The organism is Pseudomonas sp. TREG-RG-20F-10-E-6-01, from assembly GCF_022662455.1.
Classification (GTDB): Bacteria; Pseudomonadota; Gammaproteobacteria; order Pseudomonadales; family Pseudomonadaceae; genus Aquipseudomonas.
In genome coordinates this window covers 337,064-358,045 of the sequence record NZ_JAKNQP010000006.1, presented here as the reverse complement: position 1 = coordinate 358,045, position 20,982 = coordinate 337,064, and the positions used below count along the sequence as shown (strand labels likewise).

The 20,982-nt window shown below is 59.9% G+C and carries 18 protein-coding genes; 9 read left to right on the top strand and 9 right to left on the bottom strand.

The genetic code is table 11. The annotated features are described in order from the left end of the window. Positions 1-34 precede the first annotated feature (34 nt). Complete coding sequence (locus L8K08_RS19670; protein ID WP_242199475.1) at positions 35-1,030, top strand: glutathione S-transferase family protein; 996 nt, start codon at positions 35-37, stop codon at positions 1,028-1,030. Between the two features lie 190 nt (positions 1,031-1,220). Here the strand turns inward: L8K08_RS19670 and cysG are convergent, their stop codons facing one another. The 6 genes from cysG to L8K08_RS19640 are packed head-to-tail and all read right to left on the bottom strand — an operon-like array spanning position 1,221 to position 8,722. Continuing rightward, positions 1,221-2,615 (bottom strand): siroheme synthase CysG, encoded by a 1,395-nt coding sequence (cysG, locus tag L8K08_RS19665; RefSeq protein WP_119736257.1) that lies wholly within the window; start codon positions 2,613-2,615, stop codon positions 1,221-1,223. Then, positions 2,616-3,896, bottom strand: a complete 1,281-nt coding sequence (serS, locus tag L8K08_RS19660) for a serine--tRNA ligase (protein WP_145164715.1) — start codon at positions 3,894-3,896, stop codon at positions 2,616-2,618. Positions 3,897-3,911: 15 nt separating this feature from the next. Then, positions 3,912-4,286, bottom strand: a complete 375-nt coding sequence (gene crcB / locus L8K08_RS19655) for a fluoride efflux transporter CrcB (RefSeq protein ID WP_034098661.1) — start codon at positions 4,284-4,286, stop codon at positions 3,912-3,914. Further along, positions 4,286-5,608, bottom strand: coding sequence for a replication-associated recombination protein A (locus L8K08_RS19650; RefSeq protein ID WP_106579856.1), 1,323 nt, complete (start codon positions 5,606-5,608; stop codon positions 4,286-4,288). Before L8K08_RS19650 ends, crcB begins: the two co-directional genes overlap by 1 nt. A 27-nt stretch (positions 5,609-5,635) precedes the next feature. Then, entirely contained in the window at positions 5,636-6,259 is a 624-nt protein-coding gene (gene lolA, locus L8K08_RS19645) for an outer membrane lipoprotein chaperone LolA (protein WP_106579857.1), read from the bottom strand. Positions 6,260-6,313: 54 nt separating this feature from the next. Then, positions 6,314-8,722: a DNA translocase FtsK gene (locus L8K08_RS19640; protein ID WP_242199473.1), complete on the bottom strand. Its 2,409-nt coding sequence runs from the start codon at positions 8,720-8,722 to the stop codon at positions 6,314-6,316. Positions 8,723-9,220: 498 nt separating this feature from the next. Here L8K08_RS19640 and aat point away from each other — a divergent pair, with 498 nt between their 5' ends. The 3 genes from aat to infA all read left to right on the top strand — a co-directional run bounded on the left by aat (position 9,221) and on the right by infA (position 10,984). Next, positions 9,221-9,901 (top strand): leucyl/phenylalanyl-tRNA--protein transferase, encoded by a 681-nt coding sequence (gene aat, locus L8K08_RS19635; protein ID WP_145164711.1) that lies wholly within the window; start codon positions 9,221-9,223, stop codon positions 9,899-9,901. 56 nt (positions 9,902-9,957) lie between these two features. Further along, complete coding sequence (locus tag L8K08_RS19630) at positions 9,958-10,665, top strand: arginyltransferase (RefSeq protein WP_145164694.1); 708 nt, start codon at positions 9,958-9,960, stop codon at positions 10,663-10,665. 100 nt (positions 10,666-10,765) lie between these two features. Further along, on the top strand, positions 10,766-10,984 hold the full coding sequence (gene infA, locus L8K08_RS19625; protein WP_002553999.1) for a translation initiation factor IF-1: 219 nt from the start codon (positions 10,766-10,768) through the stop codon (positions 10,982-10,984). Between the two features lie 239 nt (positions 10,985-11,223). Here the strand turns inward: infA and clpA are convergent, their stop codons facing one another. Then, positions 11,224-13,494, bottom strand: a complete 2,271-nt coding sequence (gene clpA, locus L8K08_RS19620) for an ATP-dependent Clp protease ATP-binding subunit ClpA (protein ID WP_106579861.1) — start codon at positions 13,492-13,494, stop codon at positions 11,224-11,226. Positions 13,495-13,523: 29 nt separating this feature from the next. Next, the gene (gene clpS / locus L8K08_RS19615; RefSeq protein ID WP_005789091.1) at positions 13,524-13,892 is read right to left on the bottom strand and encodes an ATP-dependent Clp protease adapter ClpS; all 369 of its coding nucleotides are present in this window, start codon (positions 13,890-13,892) and stop codon (positions 13,524-13,526) included. A 223-nt stretch (positions 13,893-14,115) separates the two neighbouring features. Here clpS and cspD point away from each other — a divergent pair, with 223 nt between their 5' ends. After that, the gene (gene cspD / locus L8K08_RS19610) at positions 14,116-14,427 is read left to right on the top strand and encodes a cold shock domain-containing protein CspD (RefSeq protein ID WP_145164692.1); all 312 of its coding nucleotides are present in this window, start codon (positions 14,116-14,118) and stop codon (positions 14,425-14,427) included. A gap of 80 nt (positions 14,428-14,507) precedes the next feature. Here the strand turns inward: cspD and icd are convergent, their stop codons facing one another. After that, positions 14,508-15,764, bottom strand: a complete 1,257-nt coding sequence (icd, locus tag L8K08_RS19605) for an NADP-dependent isocitrate dehydrogenase (protein ID WP_122729012.1) — start codon at positions 15,762-15,764, stop codon at positions 14,508-14,510. Between the two features lie 493 nt (positions 15,765-16,257). On the opposite strand from icd, the gene L8K08_RS19600 reads away from it, so the two are divergent. The 4 genes from L8K08_RS19600 (at position 16,258) to hflD (ending at position 20,954) form a co-directional block, all read left to right on the top strand. Next, the gene (locus L8K08_RS19600) at positions 16,258-18,483 is read left to right on the top strand and encodes an NADP-dependent isocitrate dehydrogenase (protein WP_242199470.1); all 2,226 of its coding nucleotides are present in this window, start codon (positions 16,258-16,260) and stop codon (positions 18,481-18,483) included. 220 nt (positions 18,484-18,703) lie between these two features. After that, positions 18,704-19,150: an NUDIX hydrolase gene (locus tag L8K08_RS19595; protein ID WP_124417848.1), complete on the top strand. Its 447-nt coding sequence runs from the start codon at positions 18,704-18,706 to the stop codon at positions 19,148-19,150. A 59-nt stretch (positions 19,151-19,209) separates the two neighbouring features. Then, positions 19,210-20,334 (top strand): tRNA 2-thiouridine(34) synthase MnmA, encoded by a 1,125-nt coding sequence (gene mnmA, locus L8K08_RS19590; RefSeq protein WP_242199467.1) that lies wholly within the window; start codon positions 19,210-19,212, stop codon positions 20,332-20,334. Beyond that, complete coding sequence (gene hflD, locus L8K08_RS19585; RefSeq protein ID WP_046068637.1) at positions 20,331-20,954, top strand: high frequency lysogenization protein HflD; 624 nt, start codon at positions 20,331-20,333, stop codon at positions 20,952-20,954. Before mnmA ends, hflD begins: the two co-directional genes overlap by 4 nt. The last annotated feature ends 28 nt before the right edge of the window (positions 20,955-20,982 follow it).

Below are 20,982 nucleotides of genomic sequence, written 5' to 3'. Positions count from 1 at the left end.
TGGCCTCCAACGCTTATTAGCCGAGGAGCCAGTCATGGGTTTGCTGATCGAAGGACACTGGAAAGACCAGTGGTACGAAAGTAGCGCAGACGGCGCTTTCCAGCGCGAGCAGGCACAGCGCCGCAATTGGGTGACCGCCGACGGTGAGCCCGGCCCGAGTGGCGAAGGTGGCTTCAAGGCCGAAGCCGGTCGCTACCACCTGTATGTTTCCCTCGCCTGCCCCTGGGCGCATCGCACCCTGATCCTGCGCAAGCTCAAGGGCCTGGAAAGCCTGATCGAGGTGTCCGTGGTCAGTTGGTTGATGCTGGAAAACGGCTGGACCTTCGACAAGGCCCACGGCTCTACCGGCGACAAGCTCGACGATTTTGCCTACATGCATCAGCGCTACACCGCCGACACCGCCGACTACACTGGCCGCGTGACCGTGCCGGTGCTGTGGGACAAGCAGCTCAAGCGCATCGTCAGTAATGAGTCGGCGGAGATCATCCGCATGTTCAACAGCGCGTTCAACCACCTGACCGGCAACACGCTGGACTTCTATCCCGAGGGGCTTCGCCAGGCGATTGACGCGCTGAACGAGCGCATCTACCCCGCCGTGAACAACGGCGTGTACCGCGCAGGCTTCGCCACCTCGCAAAAGGCTTATGAAAGCGCGTTTGACGATGTGTTTGCCGAACTGGACCACCTGGAGCAGCACTTGGGTAAGCACCGCTACTTGGCCGGCGAATACCTGACCGAAGCCGATGTGCGGCTGTTCACCACGCTGATTCGCTTTGATGCGGTGTATTACAGCCACTTCAAATGCAACCTGCGGCGGATTGCCGATTACCCGAGTTTGTCGAACTGGCTCAGGGAGATGTATCAGTGGCCAGGCGTGGCCGAGACGGTGGATTTTGCGCATATCAAGGGGCATTACTACGCGAGCCATCGCACCATCAATCCGACGGGGATTGTGCCGAAAGGGCCGTTGCAGCATTTTGATGCCGGGCATGATCGCGAGCGGCTGAGCGGTAAGGCCGTCTGGAACTGACAACCCCTCTTCCGGTAGCGATTGGGCTTTCGTGGCGAGCGGGCTTGCCCCGCGTTGGGCTGCGCAGCAGCCCCCGTAAAAACACCGCGTTCTGCCAAGCAAACCGCGGTGTCTGGCTTTAGAGCTGCTGCGCAGCCCAACGCGGGGCAAGCCCACTCGCCACACTCAAATCACGCACTCAAGGGCAGTGTCAGACCTGGGATTGTGCGCCTTCGAACCACTTCAGCTTTTCGCGCAACACCACCACTTCACCAACGATCACCAGTGTTGGCGCATGCACTTCATGCTCCGCCACCATGCGCGGCAAATCCGCCAGGGTGCCGGTGAAGACACGCTGGTTGGAGGTGGTGCCCTGCTGGATCAACGCCGCCGGCGTATCCGCCGAGCGACCATGCTTGATCAGCTGTTCGCAGATGATCGGCAAGCCGATCAAGCCCATGTAAAACACCAAGGTTTGCGAGGGGCCAACGAGATCATGCCAAGGCAGGTCCGAGGTGCCGTTTTTCAAATGCCCGGTGATAAACCGCACCGACTGCGCATAGTCGCGATGGGTCAGCGGAATCCCGGCATACGCCGCGCAACCACTGGCTGCCGTGATACCCGGCACCACCTGAAACGGAATGCCGTGGGCCGCCAACTCCTCGATCTCTTCGCCACCACGGCCAAAGATGAACGGATCGCCACCCTTGAGACGCAGCACACGCTTGCCTTGCTTGGCCAAGTCCACCAATTGCTGGTTGATCTGGTCCTGCGGCACGGCGTGGTCGGCGCGACGCTTGCCGACGTAAACCCGTTCGGCATCGCGACGGCACAGCTCGAGAATCGCCGGCGCCACCAAGCGGTCGTACAGCACCACGTCGGCTTGCTGCATCAGGCGCAAGGCGCGGAAGGTCAGCAGGTCCGGATCACCCGGGCCTGCGCCCACCAGGTAAACTTCGCCCGGCGCATGCGGCGGTTTCCCGTTGACCTTTTCGATCAGCAGGCGCTCGGCTTCATCGCCCTGCCCGGCCAACTGGCGGTCGGCAATCGGGCCCTGGAAAACTTCTTCCCAGAACGCGCGACGCTGCTGCACATCCGGGTACAAACCTTTGACCTGGGCACGAAAACGCGCCGCCAACCCGGCCAATTGGCCATAGGTGGACGGAATCCAGGTTTCCAGCTTGGCGCGGATCAGGCGTGCCAGCACCGGCGCATCGCCGCCACTGGACACTGCAATCACCAAGGGCGAACGGTCGACAATCGCCGGGAAGATCACGCTGCACAAGGCTGGCGCGTCCACCACGTTGACCGGCACGCAGCGACGCTTGGCATCACTGGACACTTGCGCGTTCAGCGGCTCGTCGTCGGTTGCGGCGATGATCAGGGTGCAACCGTCGAGGTCGGGCTCCTGATAACCGCGCAAAATCAGTTCCCCGCCACTGCCCAGCACCAGTTCACGCAACTGGTCTTCGATCTGGGGAGCAACCACCCGCAACAACGCACCGGCGTCGGCCAGCAGCCGGGATTTGCGCAAGGCAATCTCCCCGCCACCGACGACCAACACACGACTGCCGCGCAGGTTATGAAACAGCGGCAGAAATTCCATTTAGCCGATGACCTCAACGCCCGCCATGTAAGGCTTGAGCACTTCAGGCACACGAATCGAACCGTCAGCCTGCTGGTAGTTTTCCAACACGGCTACGAGCGTACGGCCGACGGCCAGACCCGAACCGTTGAGGGTGTGCACCAGCTCCGGCTTGCCGGTTTCCGGGTTGCGGAAACGCGCCTGCATGCGACGGGCCTGGAAGTCACCGCAGTTGGAGCACGACGAAATCTCACGGTATTTGTCCTGGCTCGGCACCCACACTTCGAGGTCGTAGGTCTTCACGGCACTGAAACCCATGTCGCCGGTGCACAGCGCCAGGACGCGGTACGGCAGCTCCAGCAGTTGCAGCACGCGCTCGGCGTTGGCGGTCAGGCCTTCCAGGGCTTCCATCGAGGTCGACGGCTCGACCACTTGCACCATCTCGACTTTGTCGAACTGGTGCTGGCGGATCATGCCGCGGGTATCGCGCCCCGAAGCACCGGCTTCACTGCGAAAGCACGGGCTGTGAGCCACGAACTTGATCGGCAGCTGCTTGGCGTCGAGGATCTCGCCGGCGACGATGTTGGTCAGCGAGACTTCGGCCGTCGGGATCAGGTACAGGTCGGCTTCGCCGTCGCGGCTGATCTTGAACAGGTCTTCTTCGAATTTCGGCAGCTGGCTGGTGCCCATCAGCGCCGGCGCCTGCACCAGGTACGGGGTGTAGGCCTCTTCGTAGCCGTGCTCGGCGGTGTGTAGGTTGATCATGAACTGCGCCAGGGCGCGGTGCATGCGCGCGATCGGGCCGCGCAGCAAGGCAAAGCGTGCGCCGGACATTTTGGCGGCGGTTTCAAAATCCAGGCCACCGGTCAGCTCGCCGAGCGCAACGTGGTCCTTGATCTCGAAATCAAAGGCCTTGGGCGTGCCCCAGCGGCGCACCTCGACGTTGCCGTCTTCGTCTTCGCCAATAGGCACCGATTCGTGCGGCAGGTTGGGGATGCCCAGCAGGATCGAGTCCAGCTCGCTCTGAATGCCTTCCAGCTCGACTTTGCCGTCGGACAGCTCAGTGCCCATACGCTCGACGTCGGCCATCAGCGGCGCAATGTCTTCACCGCGCTGCTTGGCCTGACCGATGGATTTGGAACGTGCATTGCGCTCAGCCTGCAGTGCTTCGGTGCGGGTCTGGACGGTCTTGCGCTGTTCTTCCAGCGCTTCGATGCGCGCAACATCCAAGGCAAAGCCACGGGATGCCAGGCGGTCCGCTACGTCCTGAAGGTTGCTACGTAACAGTTTGGAATCGAGCATGTCGGTCTCTCGTTATCAAAGTTTGGTCAAGGACAGGCCAGCCCAGGTGGCGAGCAGCCCGCCGAACACGCTGATGCCCAAGTAGCCGAAGGCAACCAGGGCTTGCCCGCTTTCCAGCAGGCGCAGCGTATCCAGTGAAAAGGATGAAAAGGTCGTCAGACCGCCTACAAAGCCGACAATCAAGCCGGCGCGAATCTCAATCGGCACTTCCGGGCGCAACAGGAACCAGCCGTACAACAGCCCGATGATCAAGCAACCCACCAGGTTGACCGCCAGGGTCGCCGCATAAAAATGCTTGGGCCAATTGGCGCTCACCCACGTACCGGTGGCGAAACGCAATAATGTACCAGCGATGCCGGCTACGGACACGGCAAGAATGGTCTTGAGCACTACTTTCTCCGCTGTTTGGGGCTGAGGCGATCGAGTTGGGCGAGGTGATTGAGCTTTTCACCAATCTTCAGCTCCAGCCCACGGGGCACCGGCTGGTAGAACGGCTGCGGCTCAAGCTCATCGGGAAAATAATCTTCACCGGCGGCATAGGCGTCCGGCTCGTCATGGGCATAGCGGTATTCGTCGCCGTAGCCCAATTGCTTCATCAGCTTGGTCGGGGCGTTGCGCAGGTGCAACGGCACTTCCAGCGAGCCGTGTTCGGCCGCGGCGCGCAGGGCCGACTTGAAGCCCATGTACACGGCGTTGCTTTTGGGTGCGCACGCCAAGTAAGTGATGGCCTGCGCCACCGCCAACTCGCCTTCCGGGCTGCCGAGGCGTTCCTGCACTTCCCAGGCGGCGAGGCACAGGCTCAGCGCGCGCGGGTCGGCATTGCCGATGTCTTCGCTGGCCATGCGCACCACACGGCGCGCCAGGTACAACGGGTCGCAGCCGCCGTCGATCATCCGCGCAAACCAGTACAGCGCGCCGTCAGGGTTGGAGCCGCGTACGGATTTGTGCAGCGCCGAGATCTGGTCGTAGAAGGCTTCGCCGCCCTTGTCGAAGCGCCGGCGTGTATCGCCCAGCAGGCTTTGCAGGAGGTCGACGCCGATCTCGCTGTGGTCTTCGGCCAGATCCGACGCGTTTTCCAGCAGGTTGAGAAAGCGGCGACCGTCGCCATCGGCGGCGCTCATCAAAATCTTGAAGCCTTCGTCGCTGAGGCTGAGCTGGCGCTTGCCCAGGCCCTTGTCTTCGCTCAATGCACGCTGCAACAGCTTGCGCATCGCCGCTTCGTCCAGGCTCTTGAGCACATAGACCCGCGCCCGCGACAGCAGCGCGTTGTTGAGTTCAAACGACGGGTTTTCGGTGGTGGCGCCGATAAAAATCAGCGTGCCGTCCTCCACATACGGCAAAAACGCATCCTGCTGCGACTTGTTGAAGCGGTGCACCTCATCAACGAACAGGATGGTGCGCTTGCCATACTGCCCGGCCTGCTGCTTGGCCACCTCAACCGCCTGGCGGATCTCCTTGACCCCCGCCAACACCGCCGAAACCGTTTCGAAGTGCGCATCCGAGACCTTCGCCAGCAAGCGCGCCAGGGTGGTCTTACCCACGCCCGGCGGCCCCCAGAAAATCATCGAGTGCAGCGCACCCTGCTCCAGGGCTTCGCGCAATGGCTTGCCGCGAGCGAGCAGGTGTTCTTGCCCGACGTACTCGTCCAGGTTGGTCGAACGCAAACGCGCGGCCAAGGGTTGAGCAATCGGGTCACTTCGAAACAAATCCATGGGCAGCGCTTGAAACCTCTAAACAGTTTATTCCTGGATCACGTCGGCACCCTTGGGGATGACGAACTTGAACTTGGAGGCATCGACAACGCCGTTGGCCTTGACCGCGGAGAACAGGATATCGGTACGCTGACCAACGCTGTCGATCAGGCGCATGTTGTTGATCACGCCATTGCCAAACGATAGCTGCAGGCTGTCGAACAACGTGTCCTTGGACTTAGGCTTGAGGGTGAACTCAATCACGTTGCTGGTTTGCTTGGAGGTGATATCGAAACTGTCGCTGATTTTCGACACATCGCCCGACAGCAGCAGCGCCGGCGTCTGGTTCAGGCGCGGGTCGAGCTTTTTGATGGTCGCCTGCTCCAGGTCCGGGTCCCACAAGGTGACTTTCTGGCCGTCGGAGACGATGGTCTGCTCGTTCGGCGCGTCGGTTTTCCAGTAAAACAGGCCCGGGCGCTGCACGGCCATTTCACCGGCGGTTTCCTGCAACTGGGTGCCGCCGCCATCCAGGGTCAGCTGGGAGAAGCGCGCCGTCAGGGTCTTGGATTTGTCCAACAGGTTGGTCAGGCTGGCCACGGAGGCCGGATCAGCGTGGGCTGAAACAGCAGTCAGGGCCAGGGCTGGCAACAACAGCATGCGGATAAGACGCATGGGAGTCCTCATTGAGTCGTTAAGGCGAGCCGCGTGCTGCCACGCGGCACGAGATCAGTCGCGCATCTGCCCGGGGGCGATGACTTCGCGCGAGCCGTTGGTGTTCATTGCGGTCACGACGCCAGCGTTTTCCATGGCTTCGATCATGCGGGCGGCGCGGTTGTAGCCGATTTTCAGTTTGCGCTGTACCGCAGAGATCGAGGCACGGCGGCTTTCAAGCACGAACGCCACGGCCTCGTCGTACAGCGCGTCGGTTTCGGCGTCGTCGTCGCCACCGCTGCTGCCACCGTCGAAGCCGCTGCCGGCCTCTTCGACACCGGCGAGGATGTCGTCGTTGTATTCCGGCGCGCCGCGCAGTTTCCAGGCTTCCACCACGCGGTGTACTTCGTCATCGGAAACGAACGCGCCGTGAACCCGGATCGGCAGGCTGGTGCCGGGCGGCATGTAGAGCATGTCACCGTGACCCAACAGTTGCTCGGCGCCGCCCTGGTCGATGATGGTGCGCGAGTCGATCTTGCTGGAAACCTGGAACGCCATGCGCGTCGGGATGTTGGCCTTGATCAGACCCGTGATCACGTCCACCGATGGCCGCTGGGTCGCCAGGATCAAGTGGATGCCGGCAGCCCGGGCTTTCTGGGCGATACGTGCGATCAGCTCTTCAACCTTCTTGCCGACGATCATCATCATGTCGGCAAATTCGTCGACCACCACCACGATGGTCGGCAGCTTGGTCAGCAGCGGCGCTTCGTCGTGGATATTTTCGCGCTTGTACAGTGGGTCGGTCAGCGGCGTGCCGGCGTCCTGGGCTTCCTTGACCTTGGCGTTGAAGCCGGACAGGTTTCGTACGCCCATCTTCGCCATCAGCTTGTAGCGGCGCTCCATCTCGGCCACGCTCCAGCGCAAGGCGTTGGCGGCGTCCTTCATGTCGGTGACCACCGGGCAGAGCAGGTGCGGAATGCCTTCGTAGATCGACAATTCCAACATCTTCGGGTCGATCATGATCAGCTTGGCGTCATCCGGGCCGGACTTGAACAGGATCGACAGGATCATCGCGTTCACGCCTACCGACTTACCGGAACCGGTGGTACCGGCAACCAGCAAGTGCGGCATTTTCGCCAGGTCGGTGATCACCGGCTTGCCGCCGATGTCATGGCCCAGGGCCAAGGTGACCGGCGATTTGAAGTTGTCGTATTCCGGCGTCGACAGCACTTCGGAGAAGCGCACGATCTGCCGGTCTTCATTGGGAATCTCGATGCCCACGGTGGTCTTGCCGGGGATCACTTCCACCACACGCACGCTGGTCACGGCCAGGGAGCGGGCCAGGTCTTTGGCCAGGTTGGAAATGCGGCTGACCTTGACGCCGGCGGCGGGCTGGATTTCGTAACGGGTAATAACCGGGCCCGGGTGGATCGAGTCGACGGAAACTTCGACGCCGAATTCCTTGAGTTTGATTTCCAGCAGATGGCCGACGGCCGCCAGGGATTCCGGGGAATAATTGAGTTGTTTCTTTTCGGCCGGGTCGAGAATCGAGATCGGTGGCAAGGTGCCTTCCACGGCGCTGTCGATAAACAACGGGGCCTGCTTCTCTTTCTGTACGCGATGGCTGGGCTCGGGAGCCTTGGGCGGCGCCGGGGCGATTACCGGCGGCACCTGCTTCTCGCGGTCCGACATATGTTTGCTCAGGGCTTGCTCGCGCTCGATCAGGCGTTCCTTGACCTTGGCCTGCTCGCGTCGGTCTGGTGTGCTTGGGGCCACCACTTCGCTGACGCGGGTGTCCACCTCGCGCAGCTGCGCAACCATGCGTTTGCGATCAACGCGCGCCGACCACCAGCGGTTGGCCGCACCCTGGAACAATTCGAGCAGGTCGAGGGTGATCTTGCCGGTGACGTCCATCACCTTGAACCACGACAGGTCGGTGAATACCGTCAGGCCGAACAGGAAAAGCGCGATAAACATCAAGGTGCTGCCCTGGATATTCAGGCTCTTGCGCGCCAGGTCGCCAAGGCTCTCGCCCAGCGCACCGCCCGCGCCCGCCGGCAAACCGGTAGGCGCATGAAAGTGGATATGCGCCAGGGCCGCACCGGACAGCACCAGAAACACCAGGCCGATCAAGCGCCAGGAGAACAGCCAGCCGCTCCACTGCCACGGCTCGTGGCGCTGGCGGAAGATCTGCCAGGTCTTGATCGCCAGCAACAGCGGGAAGATATACGCGAAGTAACCCAGCACCATGAACAGAATGTCGGCGCTGTAGGAACCGGCAGGTCCACCGAAGTTCTGCACGTCTTCGATCTTGCTGTTGTGGCTCCAGCCCGGATCGTCCTTGCCATAGGTCAGCAAGGCCATCATCAGGAACAGGCACAGGGCGCCGATGGCGATCAGCGCTCCTTCCTTGAGTCGGTAGTGCAGATGCTGGCGCCAGGCCGGCACGACTGCTGCTTTAGGTGTTGCGGCGGATTTCTTCAAAACGGGTCTTTTCCTGCGCCTTTAGCGCGTCCATCTGTTGAATGACTGCACACTACCGCTCAATCCGAGCGGCTGAAAAATGAACGAACGTCGCTGAATCTACTTTTAACACTGGGTGATGAAAGGGTGAAATGGCGATAACGCCACAATGGCCGCATTGTACGGGTTTGCGCCCGCGATGCCACGCCCTTGCCGATCACTGAGCAGCATAGACAAATGAAGTGTCACAGCATGTTCAATTTGAGCATGCATTGTCTTTGCTGACAAAGGCTTATGAGCTGTTTTTAGCAATCCAGGCAAGCTTGGCAAATGGCCTGCATTGCCTGGACCCGATTACGACCGCGCCTCGGGCACAGAGTTGCAGAAACACGCGCTCACGCTAATCCTCGTCGATCCCCGATTCGGGCTGGCCCCACAGCGCTGTGTCGACAATAATCACCCCTGCCGCGGCAGGCGACCCGTCTGCCACTCCCCTCCCCTTCCGTAAGCCTGGATGCCATGCTGACCTGGTTGCAACGCGACTCCCTGACTTTTCCGCCGCTGGCCAAGGCCATGCGCGAACCCAATGGCCTGCTTGCCGCCGGCGGCGACCTGTCGGCCGAACGCCTGATCGAGGCTTACCGCCATGGCTGCTTTCCATGGTTCTCGCAAGGCCAGCCGATTCTTTGGTGGTCACCCGACCCGCGCACCGTGATATTCCCCGACGAACTGCATGTCTCGCGCAGCCTCGGCAAACTGCTGCGCCAGCAGCGTTATAGCGTGACGTTCGACCAGGACTTCGCTGCCGTCATCCAGGCGTGCGCCGCACCGCGCAGCTACGCCGATGGCACCTGGATCACCGAGGGCATCCAGAGCGCCTACCTGGCGCTGCACCAGCGCGGCTACGCGCACTCGGTGGAAGTGTGGGATAACGGCGAACTGGTTGGCGGCCTGTATGGGCTGGCGATGGGCCAACTGTTCTTTGGCGAATCCATGTTCAGCCGTGCCGACAACGCGTCGAAATTCGGTTTCGCCACCCTGACCCGGCAGTTGCAGGCCTGGGGTTTTGTGTTGATCGACTGCCAGATGCCCAATGATCACCTGCACAGCCTTGGCGCGCGCGCCATACCGCGCAGTGATTTCGCGGCCTTCCTGCGCAACCATTTGGACCAACCCAGCTCTGGACCGTGGGTTTCCTAGGCGACTTTCTCGCACCTGGCTTACACTTATTTCAAAGCTTATCCCGAGGGTTGATCATGACCGAGCTGGCGCGCTTGAAGTTTTATGCCACTCAAGCCCACTCTTGCAGCTATCTGCCCGACGAGCAGGCCACCACGCTGTTCCTCGACCCCAGCCAGCCAATGGACGTGCACGTGTACGCCGACCTGTCAGAGATGGGTTTTCGGCGCAGCGGCGATCACCTGTACCGCCCCCATTGCCAGAATTGCAATGCTTGCGTGCCGGCACGCATCCCGGCTGCGCAGTTTTTGCCGGACCGTAACCAGAAACGTATCCTCAAGCGCAATGCCGACCTGACGGTGACCGCCACCAAGCCTCAGTACAGCGAAGAATATTTCGATCTCTACCAGCGCTACATCGAACAACGCCATGCCGACGGCGATATGTTCCCACCCAGTCGCGATCAGTTTTCGACGTTCCTGGTGCGCGACCTGCCGTTTTCTCGTTTCTATGAGTTTCGCCTGGACGGACGCCTGCTGGCGGTGGCCGTGACCGATCTGCTGCCCAACGGCCTGTCCGCGGTTTACACGTTCTACGAGCCAAGCGAAGAACGTCGCAGCCTGGGACGCTTTGCAATTCTGTGGCAAATCGGTGAAGCCTTGCGCCTGGAACTGGAGGCGGTGTACCTCGGTTACTGGATAAAAAACTGCAAAAAGATGAACTACAAGACCCAATATCGGCCGATTGAGCTACTTATTAATCAAAGATGGGTCACGCTTAACTAGAACCCCTTGGCTTAAACACCCTTTTTCGGGCACAATGCACGCCGCTTTTGCCTGGCGCAGTTGCACCGGGCCATTCACTGGATACCGAGGGCTTTACTGCATGTCGAAAGAAGACAGCTTCGAAATGGAAGGCACTGTCGTCGACACCCTGCCCAACACCATGTTTCGTGTGGAGTTGGAAAATGGGCACGTCGTAACCGCGCATATCTCCGGCAAGATGCGCAAGAACTACATTCGTATTCTTACCGGTGACAAGGTGCGCGTCGAGCTGACGCCCTATGACTTGAGCAAAGGGCGCATCACTTACCGCGCTCGTTAATCAAGTCAATACAAAACGCCCGGTTCTGCCGGGCGTTTTTGTGTGTGCGCTATCTATCCAGACGCGTGAGATTAATAGGAGAGTTGCTTGCCTTGCGATATCGGTATGACAGTAAGCACGTTGCTGACTGACCCATCCAATCGCAGGCAAGCCAGCTCCCACAGTTGATCTTCAGTGTTTGAGACAGACAGCAAAAAGGCGCCCTTGGGCGCCTTTTTGCTTTGTTGCGGTCAGCGATGTCAGGCCATTTCAGCCGTGGTTTCGAAATCGAAGGTCAGCTCGCCGTCCTTCAGATCGATATGCACCACGCCACCATGGTCGGAGAGCTCGCCGAACAGGATCTCTTCGGCCAGTGGCCGCTTGATCTTGTCCTGGATCAGACGTGCCATTGGGCGAGCGCCCATTGCCGCGTCGTAACCACCCTCCGCCAGCCAATTGCGCGCCGCGTCCGTTACGTCCAGCTGCACGCGCTTGTCTTCCAACTGCGCTTGAAGCTCGGTAAGGAACTTGTCCACCACGCTTTTGATGACCTCATGGCTGAGGCGACCAAACTGGATAATGGTGTCCAGGCGGTTGCGGAACTCCGGCGTGAAGCTTTTCTTGATCACTTCCATTGCATCGGAGGAGTGATCCTGATGCGTAAAGCCGATCGAAGCCCGCGCGGCGGTTTCAGCACCGGCGTTGGTGGTCATGATCACGATCACGTTGCGGAAGTCCGCCTTGCGCCCGTTGTTATCAGTCAGGGTCCCGTGGTCCATGACCTGCAGCAGCAGGTTGAAGACTTCCGGGTGGGCCTTCTCGATTTCATCGAGCAGCAACACGCAATGCGGCTGCTTGGTGATTGCTTCGGTCAACAGACCGCCCTGGTCGAAACCGACGTAGCCCGGAGGCGCACCGATCAGGCGCGACACCGTGTGGCGTTCCATGTATTCGGACATGTCAAAGCGCACCAGCTCAATGCCCATGGCCTTGGCCAACTGCCGCGCCGCCTCGGTTTTGCCGACGCCGGTAGGGCCTGCGAACAGGAACGAACCGACCGGCTTGTCCGGCGACTTGAGGCCCGCGCGCGACAGCTTGATCGCGGTGGACAGCGAGTCGATGGCCGCATCCTGACCGAACACGGTGAGCTTGAGGTCACGCTCCAGGTTACGCAGCAGTTCCTTGTCGGAACTGGTGACGTGTTTTGGCGGAATCCGCGCGATCTTCGCCACGATGTCCTCGACCTGAGGCACGTCGATGCGCTTCACGCGCTTCTCGACGGGTTGCAGGCGCTGGTAGGCACCCGCTTCGTCGATGACGTCGATGGCCTTGTCCGGCATATGCCGGTCATTGATGTAGCGTGACGCCAGCTCGGCCGCTGCGCGCAACGCCTCATCGGTGTACTCGATGCCATGGTGCGCTTCGAAACGCCCCTTGAGCCCACGCAGGATGCCGATGGTGTCTTCAACCGAAGGCTCGGACACGTCGACTTTCTGGAAGCGACGCGCCAAGGCGCGGTCTTTCTCGAAGATCCCGCGAAATTCCTGGAAGGTGGTCGAACCGATGCAGCGGATATCACCCGACGACAGCAACGGCTTGAGCAGGTTGGAGGCGTCCATCACCCCACCGGAAGCCGCACCGGCGCCAATGATGGTGTGGATCTCATCGATAAACAGGATCGCCTGCGGGCGCTTTTTCAGCTCACCGAGCAGCGCCTTGAAGCGCTTCTCGAAGTCGCCACGGTACTTGGTCCCGGCGAGCAATGCGCCCAGGTCAAGGGAGTAGACGACACTGTTGGCCAGCAGGTCAGGCACCTGATTATCGACAATACGTTTGGCCAGGCCTTCAGCAATCGCGGTTTTACCCACGCCCGCCTCGCCCACCAGCAATGGGTTGTTTTTGCGACGACGCGCGAGGATCTGCGCTACACGCTCAACTTCAAGCTCGCGGCCCACCAGCGGATCGATCCGCCCCTGGCGCGCCAACTCGTTGAGGTTGCTGGCATAGGCATCCAGCGGGTTGCTTGAAGAAGAAGACTCACCGCCCTCGTCGTCCTGCATATCCTGCTCACCCTCGGAATGATCGCCGTGCCCTGGCACCTTGGAGATACCGTGGGCGATGTAGTTGACGACATCAATACGCGCAACGCTCTGCTGTTTGAGCAGAAACACTGCCTGGCTTTCCTGTTCGCTGAAGATAGCCACAAGCACATTGGCGCCTGTGACTTCACGCTTGCCGGAGCTCTGGACGTGGAATACCGCACGCTGCAAGACCCGCTGGAAGCCCAGGGTTGGCTGGGTTTCGCGGTCCTCGTCATGCACGGGGATCAGTGGCGTAGTGGAGTCGATAAACTCCTGCAGGTCATGCTTGAGTTTGTCGAGGTTGGCGCCGCACGCACGTAGCACGGTGGCGGCAGCTTCGTTATCCAAAAGTGCCAGCAGCAGGTGCTCGACGGTCATGAATTCATGACGCTTCGAACGGGCCTCCTTGAAGGCAAGATTGAGGGTGACTTCGAGCTCGCGGTTTAACATAGCTTCACCTCATACCCAAGTGGTCGGCGTTAACCGTCCTTCTCGATTTCACAGAGTAGCGGATGCTGGCTTTCCCTGGCGTACTGGTTGACCTGCATGGCCTTTGTCTCGGCGATGTCGCGGGTAAACACTCCACATACTGCCCGTCCTTCTGTGTGAACGGCCAGCATTACCTTGGTCGCCAACTCGCGGTTCAGGTTAAAAAACACCTCGAGCACTTCGACCACGAAATCCATCGGTGTGTAGTCATCATTGAACAAAACCACCTTGTACATCGGCGGCGCCTGTAAGGCAGGCTTCGCTTCCTGAACAGCAATGCCCGCAGAACCGTCGTCGTCATGTTCCTGATCCGGGCGATCCTGATTGAATGTTAGTCGAATCTGGCTGTTTGCATGCATGGAAAGAAAGGTTCGTCAGTGGTTCAAGTACAGTGATGGGGGCGACCTGTCAGAATTTCAACTCTGACCCAATGGTCGCCTTGACTATCGGCGAATCAGTGTTACAACCAATAGAGCCCACAGTGGGTAAAAAAGGTCCGCGCAGTCAACCTTATTTATTCGGGTTAGGACGGATAAACTGGATGATACTCCAGTGATGGAGTCTGGTGCAGAGGGATATGGTATGTCTGGCGTCAAGATCAATGGCAAGGTCAAATGGTTTAACAATGCCAAAGGCTACGGTTTCATAAATGCAGAAGGAAAACCCGAAGAAGATCTCTTTGCGCATTATTCAGCGATTACCATGGACGGGTACAAGACGCTGAAAGCGGGCCAAGCAGTGACATTTGAAACCATTCAGGGGCCCAAGGGACTGCACGCGGTTGCAATCTCGGCGGCCGAGGCGCAAACAGAGGCGCAACCACCTGAAGAAATGCACGAAAAGAAGCTCAAGACAGATCAGCCCACTCAATCAAAGAAGAAGCAAACGGCCTGATCAGTTTTTTCAGTAAGTGCCCCACAAAAAAACCGGCCATTCCGAGACTTCAGAATGGCCGGTTTTTTATGGCCCGTGATTTACATATGCGAAATCAGCGCATCACCAAAACCCGATGACGACACCAGCTTGGCGCCGTCCATCAAGCGCTCGAAGTCATAGGTCACGGTCTTGGCCGAAATCGCGCCATTGGTGCCCTTGATGATCAAGTCGGCGGCTTCGGTCCAGCCCATATGGCGCAGCATCATTTCCGCCGACAGGATCAATGAGCCCGGGTTGACCTGATCCTTGCCCGCATACTTGGGCGCCGTGCCATGGGTGGCTTCGAACATCGCCACGGTATCGGACAGGTTGGCCCCCGGCGCAATACCAATCCCCCCCACCTCCGCCGCCAGGGCGTCGGAAAGGTAGTCACCGTTCAGGTTGAGGGTCGCGATCACGTCATATTCGGCCGGACGCAGCAGAATTTGCTGAAGCATGGCATCGGCAATGGCGTCCTTGACCACCACGTTCTTGCCGGTTTTAGGATTTTTGAACTGCATCCACGGCCCACCGTCGAGCAGCGTCGCACCAAATTCTTCAGCCGCCACTTCGTAGGCCCACTCTTTGAAGGCGCCCTCGGTGAACTTCATGATGTTGCCTTTGTGCACAATGGTCAGCGAATCACGATCGTTATCCACCACATATTGCAGGGCCTTACGCGCCAGACGTTTGGTGCCCTCTTTGGAGACCGGCTTGACGCCAATCCCGCAGTCCTGGTCGAAGCGGATCTTGGTGACGCCCATTTCTTCCTTGAGAAACTTGATCACCTTGATCGCTTCCGGCGAGCCGGCCTTCCACTCGATGCCGGCGTAAATATCCTCGGAGTTCTCACGAAAGATCGTCATGTCGACATCGCCAGGCTTTTTGACCGGACTGGGCACACCTTCAAACCAGCGCACCGGGCGCAGGCACACATAAAGGTCGAGTTGTTGACGCAGGGCCACGTTCAACGAACGAATGCCACCGCCGACCGGCGTGGTCAGGGGCCCCTTGATGGAGACCACGTAATCCTTGACCGCATCCAGGGTTTCCTGGGGCAGCCAGGTGTCCTGATCGTAGACTTGAGTCGCTTTCTCGCCCGCGTAAACCTCCATCCAGGAGATCTTGCGCTTGCCGCCGTAAGCCTTTTCAACAGCGGCGTCGACCACCTTGATCATCACCGGGCTGATGTCGACGCCAATACCGTCGCCTTCTATATAAGGGATGATCGGTTGGTCAGGAACATTGAGAGAATGGTCTGCATTGACGGTGATTTTGTCGCCGACTGCCGGAACCTGAATCTTCTTGTATCCCATGCTGAACTCCATCTATGGATTGAACATCTGGCTGCGTTCGAGCCTACTCCAGATATATGGCGACTGAAACCTCACGCCACGCTCATTTGCATCGAAAACAGCATATTTGGTTGCCTACAAGCCTGAAAGCAAAGGCAAAATCGCCAATCTTGAGCACATCGTGCGACGTTAGTCGTACCTGGCAACCTGCGACCTTTAGACCAATGGACGACGCACCTTTTGTATGAAGGCTCGGCGTAAGCATAGCGACGTATGTATAATGCCGCCGCTGACCCAAGAGTCACGACAGCTGACCGCTCTAGACAGTAGCCTTCAGCCAGAAAGCAGGACTATTACAATAGTCCACCCGCTTGACGCTCGACTGATGCAACCCAACATCACCGCGAAGAAACCTCGACATTTCGCTCATGGATGACTTTGAACGAACGCGCTCCACCCGGCGCATCTCGAGTTTCTGCGCACGCTTTCAGCAAAGAAGAGAGTTAATCCGAATATGCCCACCCGCTCGAAGATCATCTACACCTTCACCGACGAAGCCCCAGCCCTCGCCACCTATTCATTGCTGCCTATCGTAGAGGCCTTCACCGCTTCCGCTGATATTGCTGTGGAAACCCGCGACATTTCCCTCGCCGCGCGCATCCTCGCAAGCTTCCCCGAGCAACTGGGCACCAAGGCTATCCCGGACCACCTCGCCGAACTGGGCGACCTGGCCGTTACGCCTGAAGCCAACATCATCAAGCTGCCTAACATCAGCGCCTCGACCCCGCAGCTGCAAGCGGCGATCAAGGAGCTGCAGGCCCAGGGCTACGCCCTGCCGGACTACCCGGAAACCGTAACCACCGACGCGGAAAAAGAAACCCGTGCACGTTACGACAAGGTCAAGGGCAGCGCCGTGAACCCGGTACTGCGCGAAGGCAACTCTGACCGCCGCGCACCGCTGTCGGTCAAGAACTACGCACGCAAGCACCCGCACAAAATGGGCGCCTGGGCTGCAGACTCCAAGTCGCACGTCGCTCACATGAGCAACGGCGACTTCTACGGCAGCGAAAAAGCCGTACAGATCGAAGCCGCTGACGCAGTGAAGATCGAGCTGATTGCCAAAGACGGCACCGCTACCGTGCTGAAAGAAAAGACTTCGGTACAAGCTGGCGAAATCATCGACACCGCCGTGCTGAGCAAAAAAGCCCTGCGCGCGTTCATCGCCGCCGAAATCGAAGACGCCAAGAAACAAGGCGTGCTGCTGTCGGTTCACCTCAAAGCCACCATGATGAAGGTCTCCGACCCGATCATGTTCGGCCAGATCGTTGCCGAGTTCTATAAAGACGCCCTGACCAAGCACGCTGCCGTGCTGGAGCAGATCGGCTTCAACCTGAACAACGGCATCGGCGACCTGTACGCTCGCATCAAGGCCTTGCCGGCCGAGCAGCAAGCGCAGATCGAAGCCGACATTCAGGCGGTCTACGCCGCTCGCCCATCGCTTGCGATGGTCAACTCCGACAAAGGCATCACCAACCTGCACGTGCCGAGCGACGTGATCGTCGACGCCTCGATGCCGGCCATGATCCGTGACTCCGGCAAGATGTGGGGCACCGATGGTCAGCTGCACGACACCAAGGCAGTGATCCCGGATCGCTGCTACGCCACCATCTACCAAGCCGTCATCGAAGACTGCAAGGCCAATGGCGCTTTCGACCCAACCACCATGGGCAGCGTGCCAAACGTTGGCCTGATGGCGAAGAAAGCCGAAGAGTACGGCTCTCACGACAAGACCTTCCAGATCAAGGCTGACGGCGTTGTCCGCGTCACCGACAGCAAGGGCAACCTGCTGATGGAACAGACTGTTGAAGCCGGCGACATCTTCCGCATGTGCCAGACCAAAGACGCGCCGATCCAGGACTGGGTCAAACTGGCCGTCAACCGTGCCCGCGCCAGCAGCACCCCGGCCATTTTCTGGCTGGACCCACAGCGCGCGCACGACGGCGTCGTGGTCGAGAAAGTTCAGGCCTACCTGAAAGACCACAACACCGACGGCCTGGACATCCGCATCATGTCGCCGGTCGACGCGATGAAGTTCACCCTGGAGCGCATCCGCAAAGGCCTGGACACCATCTCGGTGACCGGCAACGTACTGCGCGACTACCTGACCGACCTGTTCCCGATCATGGAACTGGGCACCAGCGCCAAGATGCTGTCGATCGTGCCGCTGATGAACGGCGGTGGCCTGTTCGAAACCGGCGCCGGCGGTTCGGCTCCGAAACACGTGCAGCAGCTGGTTGAAGAGAACTTCCTGCGCTGGGATTCCCTGGGCGAGTTCCTGGCCCTGGCAGCATCCCTTGAGCATTTGGGTGTCACTTACAACAACCCGAAAGCCCTGGTGCTGTCCAAGACCCTGGACCAGGCCACTGGCCAGTTCCTGGACAACAACAAGTCGCCATCGCGCAAAGTCGGCAACATCGACAACCGCGGCAGCCACTTCTACCTGGCGCTGTACTGGGCTCAAGCCCTGGCCGCCCAGACCGAAGACACTGCACTGCAAGCGCAGTTCGGCGAACTGGCCAAAACCCTGAGCGACAACGAGGCGACCATCGTTGCCGAGCTGAACGCCGTGCAGGGCAAGCCAGTGGATATCGGCGGCTACTACGCGCCGAACCCGGAACTGACCAGCAAAGCCATGCGCCCAAGCAACACCCTCAACGCGGCGATTGCCAAGTTGAAGTAAGGTTGTAAGGATGCAAAGAAGCCCCGGCCCCGTGCCGGGGTTTCTGTTTTTGCCGTTCTACGCAAGAAACCGGATCAAATGTGGGAGGGGGCTTGCCCCCGATAGCGATGGATCAGTCGAGCTATTGGTAATTGACACACCGTCATCGGGGGCAAGCCCCCTCCCACACTGACCGCAATTGTGCCCAAACACCGCGTCATATCTTGAATCGAGGCCTCCCATGACCTGGCAACCCCACATCACCGTCGCCACCCTCGTCGAAGACAACGGCCGCTTCCTGATGGTCGAGGAACTCAAGGGCGGCCGCGCCGTGCTCAACCAGCCCGCCGGCCACCTGGACCCGAACGAAACCCTGACCGAAGCCGCCGTGCGCGAAACCCTTGAAGAAACCGGCTGGGACGTCGAGGCTACCGGCATTGTCGGGATCTACCTGTACACCGCGCCCAGCAATGGCGTGACCTACCAGCGGGTCTGCTTCACCGCCAAGGCGCTGAAACACCACCCGGACTATCAACTGGACGACGGCATCGTCCGCGCCCGCTGGCTGACCCGCGACGAGCTGATGGCCCTGCGCGACGACTGGCGCAGCGAGTTGATCATCCGTTGCATCGATGATTATTTGAGCGGCCAGCGCCACAGTCTGGAACTGATCCGCCCTTCTCTTTAGCCTTGCGGACGCGAGCCTGCTAGAATCGCGTCCTTTTTAAAGACACCCGTTGAAATCCTATGCGTGATCCAGCCCCTTCTGACACACAAAAGAAGCGCGTCATCGTCGGTATGTCCGGCGGCGTGGATTCTTCCGTTTCCGCCGTTCTGCTCATGGAGCAGGGTTATGAGGTGGAAGGCCTGTTCATGAAGAACTGGGAAGAAGACGATGGAACGGAATATTGCACCGCCATGGACGACCTCGCGGACGCCCAGGCCGTGTGCGACAAGATCGGCATCAAGTTGCACACCGCCAATTTCGCCGCCGAGTACTGGGACAACGTGTTCGAGCACTTCCTGGCCGAATACAAGGCCGGCCGCACGCCGAACCCGGACATCCTGTGCAACCGCGAAATCAAGTTCAAGGCGTTCCTCGACTACGCCATGATCCTTGGCGCGGACCTGATTGCTACCGGCCACTACGTGCGCCGTCGCGACGTGGATGACCGCACCGAACTGCTCAAAGGCCTGGACCCGAACAAGGACCAGAGCTACTTCCTGCACGCCGTCGGCGGCGAACAGATCGCCAAGACCCTGTTCCCGGTGGGCGAGCTGGAAAAACCCGAAGTGCGCAGAATTGCCGAGAAACACGGCCTGGCCACCGCCAAGAAAAAGGACTCCACCGGGATCTGCTTTATCGGCGAGCGCCGCTTCAGCGACTTCCTCAAGCAGTACCTGCCGGCACAACCGGGTGAAATCAAAACCACCGAAGGTGATGTCATCGGTCGCCACCACGGCCTGATGTATCACACCATCGGCCAGCGTCAGGGCCTGGGCATCGGCGGTTTGAAAGACGCAGGTGAAGAGCCGTGGTACGTGCTGGTCAAGGACCTGGAAAACAATGTGCTGATCGTTGGCCAGGGCAATGAACACCCGCTGCTGTTCTCGCGCGCGCTGCTGGCCTCGGAGATCTATTGGGTCAACCCGATCGACCTTAGCACGCCGCGCCGCCTGACCGCCAAGGTGCGCTATCGCCAGAGCGACCAGCCTTGCACCCTGGAGAAAACCGCCAGTGGCTATCGCGCCACGTTCGATGACCCGCAACGCGCGGTCACGCCTGGCCAGTCCGTGGTGTTTTATGACGGCGAAATTTGCCTGGGGGGCGGTGTGATTGAAGTCGCCGAACCCTGGAGCAGCCCGGCATGAGCCCGACCCAGGAGCAACTGACCGCACTCGGTGGGGTTTTCCTCGCTGCGGTACTGGTCGACAAGATCGCCAAGACCGGCCAGGTGACGGAGGCAGGCCTGACCTGCATGCTCGGCAGCCTGCTGATCCGCGACCCCAAGGACACCCTGGAAGTCTATGGCGGCGACGACCTGGCGCTGCGCGAAGGCTATCGCGCGCTGATCGGCGCACTGGAGCGCGATCCGAGCACCTTGCAGCGCGAACCCCTGCGCTACGCCCTGTCGATGCTGGGCCTTGAGCGCCAATTGGCCAAGCGTGACGACATGCTCGAGACCATCGGCAAGCGCCTGCCGCAGATCCAATCCCAGGTCGAGCACTTCGGCCCGGCCCACGAAAACGTGATCGCCGCCTGCGGCGCGCTGTACCAGGACACCTTGAGCACCTTGCGCCAACGCATCCAGGTGCACGGCGACATGCGCAACCTGCAGCAACCGAACAATGCCTCTAAAATCCGCGCCCTGCTCCTGGCCGGTATCCGTTCGGCACGGTTGTGGCGCCAGTTGGGCGGTCATCGTTGGCAACTGGTGATCAGCCGACGCAAATTGCTCAAAGAGCTTTACCCGTTGATGCGCAACGAATAAGTCGCAGCAACCAGGATTTTTATCGCCT